The sequence below is a fragment of the Neisseria sp. P0014.S009 genome, from assembly GCF_051958155.1.
Lineage (GTDB): Bacteria > Pseudomonadota > Gammaproteobacteria > Burkholderiales > Neisseriaceae > Neisseria > Neisseria flavescens_C.
The window spans coordinates 1-11,197 of sequence record NZ_JBQCVS010000023.1; the positions used below are offsets into that span (position 1 = coordinate 1).

Consider the following 11,197-nt stretch of genomic DNA (forward strand, 5'->3'; position numbering starts at 1 on the left):
TTAGGAGCGGAAATAGACGAAAACCTGTTTTGGAGTTTCAGCTGTCGAAGGAAGGGCTTTTTTGCAAAGGTCTCAGCCTTATTGTCTATATTGCTTCAAAATCTAACAGTCAAACTCGGCGATTACCGGAGCATGGTCGCTGGGGCGTTCTTGGGCGCGGGTTTCTAGGTCGACGGTGACGTCGGTAAGTGTGGCGGCGAGTTCGGGGCTGCTGAGGATATGGTCGATACGCAGGCCGAGTTTGCGTTGGAACATGGCGCCGCGGTAGTCGAACCATGTGTAGAACGCGCCTTCGGGGTGGATTTTGCGTAGGCTGTCGGTCAGACCGAGGTCGAGCAGGTTTTTAAACCATCGTCTTTCGATGGAGGAGCAATGGATTTTTTCATGCCATTTTTCGGGGTCGTAGCAGTCGGCATCGGCCGGGGCGATGTTGAAGTCGCCGAGCAGTACGAGTTTGGGGTGGGCGACCATTTCGGCGCGGACGAACTCGGTCAGTGCGGCAAACCATTGTTCTTTGTATTGGAATTTGGGGCTGTCCAGGGCTTCGCCGTTGACGCAATAGACGTTGATGACGCGTACGCCGTTGATGGTGGCGGCGATGACGCGGCGTTGCGGGTCGTAGGGAAGGGCGGGAAGGCCACAATGTACGTCTTGCGGTTCGTGGCGGCTGATGATGGCGACGCCGTTATAGGTTTTTTGGCCGCTCCAGACGCAGTGCCAGCCCATCATTTGCAGGGCGGCGGCCGGGAATTTGTCTTGGTCGAGTTTGAGTTCTTGTAAGGCGAGTATGTCGGCTTGGTGGTCGGCCAGCCAGTTTTGTACTTGGGGCAGGCGGACGTTGAGGGAATTGACGTTCCAAGTGGCGATTTTCATGATGTTTCCGTGTGTGCTGTTGGGTGGGAAGGCGGCTGATTGCGCCTGTGGGCATGGGCGGTATTGTATAGCGGATTGGTTTATTTTTCGATATGGGCTGAAAGTGGCAGGCCGTCTGAAAGCTGATGTTTCAGACGGCTTTGATGTTGTGATGTGGAATAATGTGTTTATTCGGCTTGGTCTTTGAGCGTGCGCAGGGTATTGAGGATGGTGGTGGCTTCTTCGGAGATGAGGCGGTATTCGATGATGCGGTGGTAGCGCGTGAAATCGATGATGCCTTCGGTGCGCAGGCGTGCGAGGTGGTTGGCGATGCCGGTCGGGGAGGAGTCGAGCGCTTGTGCCAGTTCGGTAATGCTGCGGTCGCCGTTAAGCAGTAGAAAAAGGATGGCCATGCGTTCGGGGTTGGCAATCAGTTTGAGAATGGTAGAGAGACGCTTGATTTCCATATTATTGTTCCTTTTGTCTGTTATATGAATGCTTGATTTGGGTTAAATTTGGATGATTGTGGTTTTTATTAAGATTAACTTTATAATTCAAACTCTTACCTTGCAGTGTACACGGTTTTGTAAAATTTGAGGACATTGTTTTGCAATTTTTTGTTCATTTTCGAGATTTTGCTTCGGTTGTGAAAATGGATTGAAAAGAGACGAAAAGGCCGTCTGAAATGTTCCGTTGCAGATGATTTTGCTGACGGATGTTTCAGACGGCCTTTGATTTGGCTTTAAGTTGTTTTTTCTTTTATGTTTGTGTTGAATCAGCCAATTGATTGTTTTTAAACAAACAACTAGGTTTTATGATTCTATGCTTAGGACTACACGCCAAGGGCTTGTCAGACGCTTGGACGTGTTGTCGAAATGCGATTACTTTTTCTTCCAGCCTGCGGTCATGGCGAAGGTGATGGGGTCGTAGTATTTCGGCAGCTTGGACGGAATGCCGACATCGTTACGGTACACGACGCGGTAGCGGTCGGCGAACCAGTTTGGAACGATGGTGTATTGGTGGCGGATCAGTCGGTCGAGCGCGCGCGAGGTGGTTTGCAGCTCTTGGCGGTTGGTAAAGCTGTTGAAATGGGTCAACAGTTTTTCAACCGCAGGATGACAGACGCCGGATAGGTTGCGGCTGCCTTCGGTTTTGGCGGCGGCGCAGCTGAAGTAGTCGTATTGCTCGTTGCCGGGGCTTTCGCTGTTGCCGTAGTAGCCGGTGGTCACGTCAAAATCGAAGTCGTTCATGCGTTTTTGGTACACGGCGGAGTCGGCGGTGCGCACGTTCATGGTAATGCCGATTTTGGCGAGGTCGCTCTGCCATTTGGAGGTAATGCGTTCGTAGTTTTTGCTTGGTGCGAGGAATTCAAAGGTCAGCGGTTTGCCTTGTTTGTCGACTGCTTTGCCGTTTTTGTATTGATAGCCGCCTTTTTCAAGCAGGGCGCGTGCTTTGAGCAGGTTCGGGCGCACGCCCAGTTTGGGGTCGGTAACCGGCGGCATAGGGACGTCTTGATCCAATACGCCGTCGGGCAGCTTGGTGCCCAATGATTTGAGCAATGCGGTTTCCGCGCTGTCCGGCTTGCCGGTTGCGGCCATGGTGCTGTTGGTGAAGAAGCTGTCGGTGCGGCGGTATGCGCCGTAGAAGATGCGGCGGTTGACGCTTTCGTAGTCGAAGCTTTCAATCAAGGCGCGGCGGACGTAAATATTGTCCAAGGGCTTGTGGCGCATATTGATGACGAAGCCTTGCATGCCGGCCGTGCTGTTTTGTATCCATTCGTGTTTGGACAGATTGCGTTTTTTGAGGACTTCGTCGGAGTAGGCGCGCGCCCAGTTGCGGGCGACGTTTTCTTGTACGAAGTCATATTGGCCGCCTTTCAGCCCTTCGATGCGGACAACTTCGTCTTTGACGTATTTGATGCGGATGTGGTCGTAGTTGTAGCGGCCTTTGCGCACGGGCAGATTTTGCGCCCAGTAGTTTTTGTCGCGGACAAACTCGCTGATGCGGCCGTTTTCGGCTTTGGCAAAACGGTAGGGGCCGGAGCCGATCGGCAGGCTGTTGGGAGCGGCTGCCAGGCCTTTGGGATAACTTTTATGCGAGAAGACGGGCAGGCTGCCGAGAATCATGTGCAATTCTGAGTTGCGCTGTTTGAAGCGGAACACGACGGTGCGATCGCTGGGCGTTTCCACCTTGGCTACGTCGCTCCAGTAGAAGTGGTACATGGGGGCGGCGGCTTTGTCTTTGGTCAGGATGTTAAATGAAGCGGCAACGTCTTTGGCCAAAACGGGGTCGCCGTTGTGGAATTTGGCTTTAGGGTTGATTTTGAAGGTAACGGAAAGGCCATCCGGCGCCAGGGCGATGTCTTCGGCAATCAGGCCGTAAACGGCGTAAGGTTCGTCCATGCTTTGCTCGGTCAGAGTGTCGAGCGTCAGCATGCTGATGCCGTATTCGTGGTTGCCTTTGAGGGTAAAGGGATTGAGCGTGTCAAAAGCACCGAGGAAAGGCGTGGTAAACGAGCCACCTTTCGGGGCGTTGGGATTGACGTATTCGAAAGCGGTGAAGTTGGCCGGATATTTCGGTGGTTGGCCAAGGCTTACGCCGTGGGCGGCAAAAGCGGCAGATGGAATCAGACCGAGCAGCGAGAGTAGGGCTGGTGTTTTCATCTATTTTTCCTTGTAGGTTGAATGTAGTATTCAGTAGTGTGCTGATTATAGCAAAGGCCGTCTGAAACTTGATATTTTTGCTTTCAGACGGCGTCAGGTTTAAGAGGATTGTTTTTTCGTATGGGCACTGAACTCGGCCAGCGTCATGTTTAAGGTTTCCAAGCAGGGCTGCATAATGTGATCAACCGTTTGATTGACCTTGTCTTTATTAAGCGTTTGCGGACGGTAGACAAAGAGTTTGAACAGCTCAGCCAAGTCGATGGACTCCGCTCCCATTTTCAAGACCCAGCCCTGACGGCCGGAATAGACATAACCGTGTCGCGCCAGCTTTTCTAAAAGCTCGCCCAATTCGTCAAAGCCCATATTGATATGCCGTCTGAACTCCTGCACCGGCAATGCCTTGCCGCTTTGTTGGGCAGAATCGAGCAGCAGCAGGATTTTCAATACATCGTCAAAGCGGCCGCGCGCATCCAGACTGCGGCGGAATGCTTCGCCGCGCCAGTAGGACAGGGACGAGGTCAAAACTGCGCCGCCCAATACCAACGTCCATAACAGGTTGAGCCACAACAGGAAAAACGGTACCGCGGCAAATGCGCCGTAAATCGATTTGTAGCCGTCAAAGTTGCCCATATACCAAGCGAACAAAAAGCGTGCCGTTTCCAAGCAAAACGCCGTTACGGCCGCGCCGACCAAAGCATGGCTGGCAGGCACGAAACGGTTGGGTACAAAGCGGTATAAGCCCCACAGCAGCAGCGTAATAAATGAAACCGTAGTGATGACCCTCAGCCATTCCGAGCCGCCTACTACTTGCACCTGACCGATCACGACCGACAAGCCCACGCCCAAAGACAAAGGTCCAAACGTCAGCAACGCCCAATACACCAAAAACTGCATCATCCAAGGCCGTTGCGAATTGACGCGCCAAATCCGGTTGAACGCATTGTCTATCGTCCGAATCAGCATCAGCGAGGTTACGACCAACATCACACTGCCGATGGCCGTCAGCTTGGTGGCCTTATCGCGGAACGCATTGATGTAGTCAAACACCATATCCGCGCCCTGCGGCACAATGGTACGATTGATGAAAGAGACAAATTCCCCCGACCATTGGTCAAAAACAGGGAAGGCCGAAGCGATGACGACCATCACCGTCAACACGGGCACCAAAGCCAAAAGCGTCGTAAACGTCATGCTTGCCGCAACCTGCGGCACACGCTCCTCATCAAAACGGCGCACGACAAACCAAGCGAACGCCACGCCTTTACTCTTTAAAAAACCTTGCCACCATTGCGAAAACGGCATAACCTTTTCCCACTTTTAAATTGAAATTTCTTCTTTTCAGACGGCCCGAGTATTCAAAAGGCAGTCTGAAACCTGACAGCATTGTAACGGAAACCCCAAATGAACCCAAATCCTCTGAAAATCCTCGTTCTCTTTTATTCCCAAAATGGCAGCACGCGCAACCTTGCCCGCCAAATCGCACGCGGTATCGAAAGCGTGGACGGTTGCGAAGCCGTGTTGCGTACCGTTCCCAAAGTTTCCACCATTTGCGAAGCCGTTGAAAAAGCCATTCCCGATGAAGGCGCGCCATACGCGACTGCCGACGATCTCAAAAATTGCGCCGGCCTTGCGCTCGGCAGCCCGACACGTTTCGGCAATATGGCCGCCGCAATGAAATACTTTATCGATGGCACCATTCCCCTTTGGCTCGGCGCAGAACTTGTCGGCAAACCTGCCACCGTATTCACCAGCACATCTTCGCTGCACGGCGGCCAAGAAAGCACCCTGCTGACCATGATGCTGCCCCTGTTGCACCACGGCATGGTCATCAGCGGCATCCCATATACCGAGTCAGCGCTCAGCAATACTCAAAGCGGCGGCACGCCTTACGGCGCAAGCCATGTTTCCGGCCACGACAGCAAGCCGGCATTGACTGCCGAAGAAAACGACATTGCCTTTGCACAAGGTAAACGTTTGGCAGAATTGGCACGAAAATTGGCAGACTGATTACCTTGTAATAAAAAGATTAAGGCCGTCTGAAAACCTGATGATGCGGGTTTTCAGACGGCCTTTTTAGTTAATTAGGACTAGATTAAAAATAAATATTTTGAATTAAACGAACTACTTAGAAAATAGTGATTAGAACATAGTTTCATCGGACTACATCTTTTTGATAGAATCTGCCACCAAATTGAAACATCAGCTAATTGGAGAGGCTATGTCACTACCTGTATTCCCCTATGGCAAATTAAGCTTTGCCGTCAGTCTGGCACTGTGTTCGGCGTATTCTTTCGCGACCGAAGTAGAAAATACCCAGCCGCAAGAGCGTGTCGATTTACCGACAGTTACCGTCCAAGGTGTCGGAAAACAGACTACTTCCAACTACACCATTCCCGCTTCCTCTGCCGCGACAGGCATCCGCCTGACCCAGCGCGAAACGCCGCAGTCCTTGTCCGTTGTCACAGAAAAACAAATGGACGACCAAGGTTTGGATACCTTGCAGGACGTGTTGAAACAAACGCCGGGCGTGTTCCACAGCAAAATGGGCAACAACGTATCCGGCCACAGCCAATTTATTTCGCGCAGTCAGGCGATTGACAGCATTTCCGTGGACGGTGCGCCCAAGTTCCTTTACGACGGTAAAGCCATCCGCCGCGGTACCAACAATCTGGACAGCACGTTGTACGAACAAGTCGTCGTTGTACGCGGCGCAAGCGGTTTGTCAAACGGCGGTATGGGCGAGCCGGGCGGTACGGTTGCTTTGGAACGCAAAAAACCGACTGCCAAGCCAGCCATCAGCGTAGAAGCCGGTGTCGGTTCGTGGAACCACTACCGCTTCGTCCTTGATGCCAATCAGCCTTTGAATGCAGACAATACCTTGCGCGGCCGCGCTATTTTGGTCAGCGACCATGGCGGTGATTACCTGCCGAACACTTCGCGCCACAATCACACTTTCTACAGCACTTTGTCTTACGATATCACGCCGCAAACCGAATGGCGCCTCGGTACGGAAATACACCGTTTCCGCAATACCGGCAGCTCGCGTTTCAGCTACCTGACCGCAGCAGGTTCGCGCCGTACTGGATTCATACCGTTTGAGTCTTCGCCGCGCAGCAATTCGTCCGCACGCTGGGCATACGGCAAAGACAACAGCGCCGAAGTGTTCACTTCCCTAAGCCATGAGTTTGATAACGGCTGGAAACTGACAGGCGATTACAGCCATGTTTCGGGTAAAAACGACATTGTTTCAGGCATTGCCGGTACTTTTGTCATTAATTCTGATTACTCCGCGCTCTTTACATCCGACCGCGACCGCAGCAAATACCGCGACCAGAATTTTTCATTGACCTTGGACGGCAATTATCCAGCGTTGGGCCGTTCGCATGAGTTCAATGCGGGCATCAGCTATCAGGACAACAAAGAAAACCTGTCTTTCTATGAAGAAGGCGAATCGACGATTCCTGATTTGCGCCTCTTTAACGGCAATATCGCCAAACCCGATATGCCGTATCTGCGCGATGGTTTTTCACGCATGAAAAACCTGTCGGTTTACGGCTCGACCCGTTTCAAACTGACCGACAAACTCGCCTTTATCGGCGGCAGCCGTTTTGTGGATTGGCGTTACCGTTACAGCACCAGCCGTAACAAATTCGCACACAGCAGCCACAAACAAAATGTTTTCATTCCTTATTTGGGCGTAACCTACGACATCGGCGACAATCTGACCGCCTATGCATCTTACACCACCATTTTCCGTCCGCAAGTACGTTACCTGACCAAAGACGGCGCGGCGCTCAAACCGCAGCGCGGCAAAACCTACGAGACCGGTTTGAAAGCGTCATGGTTTGAAGGCCGTCTGAATGCTTCCGCTTCCGTTTTTATGAACAAACGCGACCATTTGGGCGTTGTCGCAGGCAAATTCGCGAATGGCGAGGAATACTACCGCGCAGCCGACAACACCACAACAAAAGGCGTGGAACTCTCTGTCGGCGGCCGCCTGAGTGATAAATGGCTGCTGAATGCGTCTTATGCACGTTCTAAAATCAAAGACAGCGAAGGGGTTCAACTGCATCCGTCTTATCCGGTTCATTTGTTCAAACTCTTTACCGCGTATGACGTAACCGACCGTTTGAACCTGGGTGCCAACGTCAACTGGCAAAGCCGCAGCCACACGCTGGACGAATACCCTGCAGACATCAATCCAGCCGCCGCCGCCGCATTGACCCAACGTCCGTATGCAACGCTGGACTTGACCGGTCATTACAAAATCGGCAAATCCACCCGCATCAGTTTGGACTTTGAAAACGTCTTTAACAAACGCTATCGCACCATGCCGGATATTCACGTTTACGGCACGCCGCGTAGTGTGACTGCAACGGTTAAACATACGTTTTAATTGAATAGCAGAAGTAGGACAGGCCGTCTGAAAACCTGAATCATCGGGTTTTCAGACGGCCTGAATTTTTTTCTCATATTGTTTTGATGTCAAACCTGACTAAAAATTGCTCGGGATCTTGAGCAAAGAAATCAAAATGACAGACGTAAAAAAGACCGGAACATATCCGGTCTTTTTAATGATGTCGCACTTACGCTTTATGACCTTTCGCTTCGGCAAGCAGGGCCAGCAATTCTTCAGTCGTATCCCAACCGATGCAGGCATCCGTAATACTTTGACCGTAAACTTCAGGCTTGTCTTGACGGCCTTCAACCAAGTGGCTTTCCACCATCACGCCCATGATGTTTTCTTCACCGGCTTTCAGCTGCGCCGCAACATCGCACGCCACATCCATTTGTTTGCGGAAGTCTTTACGGCTGTTGGCATGGCTGCAGTCCACCATCAGTTTGCTGCTCACACCGGCTTTTTGAAGCTGCGCAACCGCGTCTTTAACGTGTTCCGCGCTGTAATTAGGCTCTTTCCCTCCACGCAAAATCGCATGGCAGTCAGGGTTGCCGCTGGTGTGGACAATCGCGGAATGACCGGCTTTGGTTACAGACAGGAAGTGGTGCGGATGATTGGCGGCACCGATGGCGTCGATGGCGATTTTCAGATTGCCGTCCGTACCGTTTTTAAAACCGACAGGGCAGGAGAGGCCGCTGGCCAATTCGCGGTGTACTTGGCTTTCAGTCGTACGCGCACCAATCGCGCCCCAAGAAATCAGGTCGGCGTAGTATTGCGGCGTAATCATGTCCAAGAATTCAGTCGAAGCAGGCATGCCCATTTCGTTCAAAGTCAGCAACAACTGACGCGCTTGGCGCAGGCCGTAGTTGATGTCAAACGTACCGTCCAAGTGAGGATCGTTAATCAGGCCTTTCCAGCCAACGGTTGTACGCGGTTTCTCAAAATACACGCGCATTACAATCAGTAGCTCTTTCTCATATTTTTTGCGCAAGGGCAGCAATTTTTGCGCATATTCAACCGCCGCCTTAGTATCGTGAATCGAACATGGGCCGATAATGACCAGCAAACGGTTGTCGCGGCCGTGAACCAAATCCGAAATCTCATGACGTGTTTTATAAACCAAATTGGCAACCTGAGGCGTAACAGGCAGTTCATACAAATGTGCGATTGGAGGGAGTAACTCTTTGACTTCTTTGATCTTAATATCGTCGGTAGGGTGGTGTTGGGACATGATGAACTCTCTTGTTTATTTTTGATACAGGTTACAGGTTTTAGCGGAATTAAACAAGGCTTAGTTTTTTGTTTTAGCAATTTTATTCTAAAATTTCTTTATTTTAATTATTTTATAGAACTTAAAATCAGTTTGTTTATAAAAATTAATATTTAATGCTATTTAAAAATTTCATTTATATAATAAAGGGCTTTGAGTTTTTATCAAAATACAGGCCGTCTGAAAATTTCAGACGGCCTGAAGTTTTACATAGACCCATAAATTGAGAAGCGTGAAGGCTATCGATATTGTTCCAGCAAGGGCGAAGAGAAAGGAGTCCAATACACGCCTTTAAGGCCGCTTTCAACCAATTTGTCATTCAGCCAAGTGTTACAAGTATTGAATAAATGATAGCGTCCTTTGGCTTCATAAAAAGCATCGTTAGATTGATGATGGATTCCTTTTAGCAAGATGGGGTGCCCATTTTCTTGTTGAAAACCGGCCAAGAGCGATTTTGTTAAATTCCTGTATTGCTCAGGCGTGACCAAAAATTTGACGACGTGGCTATTTTCTCGTGGTTCAAAAGGATAATAAGTAACATGAATCAGCGTACGGTTCAGCCCGCTTAATACACCTAAAGCATTGGAGAAAGTCAAATCTTTCCACTCAGGCGTGTATAAATAAAAATTGCGCTCCCCCCAGCCTAAACCGATATGCGTTATTTGAGGATCAGCAGAGAGCGTGTTTTTCGGATTGACGACATCTGACCAATCAAAAATATCATTCTTCAGCGGCATGACTACATCAGTATGCACACCGTTACTGACTAAAAATAAAGTAATTTCCCCTTTGGGCTGCTCTTCATTAAGCGGCAATGAAGCCATCATCCAAGCAGACAAAAAATACAATAGGGCAAAAATAGGGATAATCAGCGCTATTTTGCCGATTTTCTTGAGGATGTGGAGAAAGGAGCGCATTCGTTTTTTTAAAGGCAATTAAGTTTGAAGGTGTGTATTTTCCATTAAATTTGTACTTTTTTCATTAGAAATGAGTGGGTAGTAGGTATCTTGCGACTAATGATAAAAATGGTTGTTTAACTTGAATAAAAAAGGCCGTCTGAAATCTCTTTCAGACGGCCTTGTGAGTTTAAAATACCTTTAGAATAAAAGTCGCTGGTTTTAACAGCCATTCTTATTTTTTATCTCTTAATAAAAATTCACTTGGTTTTAATAAAATTCCATCTTCCATTACGCCAGCAATAATGGTCTTGGGCGTATTCCATTGCATTTTTTCTATAATCAACATAAATACAATTTTTTCTATTAGCATGAATTTCCCCGAGCTGTGTAATATCTTCAGTTTCCACAAATTGTTCAGTTTTGGGATTAAACATGTAAAGTTCATTGCCATTAATTGCCGATGCTGCAACAGGGAAGCCCTTTAAGATAATATCAGGGTATCCGTCATTATTTAGATCTTTTATTTGAATCAAATGATCTGCGGTAAGCGGAGGATTTGACATACTCTCAATAGTTTGGGTTTGTTTATTTTTTTTATTTGTAATGCTAATTTTATAAATTATATCGGAAAGCGGATTGACTCTAATTTCAAAAGGAAAATTTGTTACTGAAGGATAAACACTTTCTTTTAGTGGCTGTGTTGCATAAGCAGAAGTAGATAGAATTGCTAATACAAAAATGACCAGTTTTTTCATAAAATACCTCAAGTTCAAAACGAATTAAACAAGTTCCTACCAAACTGTTCAAATGAGTTTAGCTTAGAGCGCTTGGACCTTAAAATGTAGCAGGGAAGATGAGTACTTTTGTATGTAGGATATATACTTCTCTAATACAATTAGATGTCTAGGATGCTAGTCATTATATTGGATAACTTTGCTTCCTAGATTTCAAAGATTATATCTGAATATGCAGTATTGATTCATTCATATTTACCAAAATTTTAAAGATAAAAAAGAGATATAAGGCCGTCTGAAATATTCAGACGGCCTGAGACCTTTGCAAAAAAGCCCTTCCTTCGACAGCTGAAACTCCAAAACAGGTTTTCGTCTATTTC

General features: G+C 48.6%; 9 protein-coding genes. 2 read left to right on the forward strand and 7 right to left on the reverse strand.

The window, feature by feature from the left end; genetic code table 11:
• Positions 1-102: 102 nt before the first annotated feature.
• The 4 genes from xth to ACTHS4_RS11125 all read right to left on the reverse strand — a co-directional run bounded on the left by xth (position 103) and on the right by ACTHS4_RS11125 (position 4,817).
• Entirely contained in the window at positions 103-873 is a 771-nt protein-coding gene (gene xth / locus ACTHS4_RS11110) for an exodeoxyribonuclease III (RefSeq protein WP_440365944.1), read from the reverse strand.
• Between the two features lie 167 nt (positions 874-1,040).
• The gene (locus ACTHS4_RS11115; RefSeq protein WP_070584561.1) at positions 1,041-1,319 is read right to left on the reverse strand and encodes an ArsR/SmtB family transcription factor; all 279 of its coding nucleotides are present in this window, start codon (positions 1,317-1,319) and stop codon (positions 1,041-1,043) included.
• A 414-nt stretch (positions 1,320-1,733) separates the two neighbouring features.
• Positions 1,734-3,515 carry an extracellular solute-binding protein gene (locus ACTHS4_RS11120; protein WP_070647224.1) on the reverse strand — a complete coding sequence of 594 codons (1,782 nt, stop codon included), beginning with the start codon at positions 3,513-3,515 and terminating at the stop codon, positions 1,734-1,736.
• A 99-nt stretch (positions 3,516-3,614) separates the two neighbouring features.
• Complete coding sequence (locus tag ACTHS4_RS11125) at positions 3,615-4,817, reverse strand: YihY family inner membrane protein (protein ID WP_440365945.1); 1,203 nt, start codon at positions 4,815-4,817, stop codon at positions 3,615-3,617.
• A gap of 99 nt (positions 4,818-4,916) precedes the next feature.
• Between ACTHS4_RS11125 and wrbA the strand changes: the two genes are divergently transcribed.
• Positions 4,917-5,522 (forward strand): NAD(P)H:quinone oxidoreductase, encoded by a 606-nt coding sequence (gene wrbA, locus ACTHS4_RS11130; RefSeq protein ID WP_070825592.1) that lies wholly within the window; start codon positions 4,917-4,919, stop codon positions 5,520-5,522.
• Positions 5,523-5,733: 211 nt separating this feature from the next.
• Positions 5,734-7,911, forward strand: coding sequence for a TonB-dependent siderophore receptor (locus ACTHS4_RS11135; RefSeq protein ID WP_070825593.1), 2,178 nt, complete (start codon positions 5,734-5,736; stop codon positions 7,909-7,911).
• Positions 7,912-8,101: 190 nt separating this feature from the next.
• Here the strand turns inward: ACTHS4_RS11135 and aroG are convergent, their stop codons facing one another.
• The 3 genes from aroG to ACTHS4_RS11150 all read right to left on the reverse strand — a co-directional run bounded on the left by aroG (position 8,102) and on the right by ACTHS4_RS11150 (position 10,838).
• Positions 8,102-9,145 carry a 3-deoxy-7-phosphoheptulonate synthase AroG gene (gene aroG / locus ACTHS4_RS11140; protein ID WP_070825594.1) on the reverse strand — a complete coding sequence of 348 codons (1,044 nt, stop codon included), beginning with the start codon at positions 9,143-9,145 and terminating at the stop codon, positions 8,102-8,104.
• A 278-nt stretch (positions 9,146-9,423) separates the two neighbouring features.
• Positions 9,424-10,101, reverse strand: coding sequence for a TIGR02117 family protein (locus ACTHS4_RS11145; RefSeq protein WP_070825595.1), 678 nt, complete (start codon positions 10,099-10,101; stop codon positions 9,424-9,426).
• Between the two features lie 239 nt (positions 10,102-10,340).
• Positions 10,341-10,838: an XAC2610-related protein gene (locus tag ACTHS4_RS11150; protein ID WP_070825596.1), complete on the reverse strand. Its 498-nt coding sequence runs from the start codon at positions 10,836-10,838 to the stop codon at positions 10,341-10,343.
• Between the last annotated feature and the right edge of the window lie 359 nt (positions 10,839-11,197).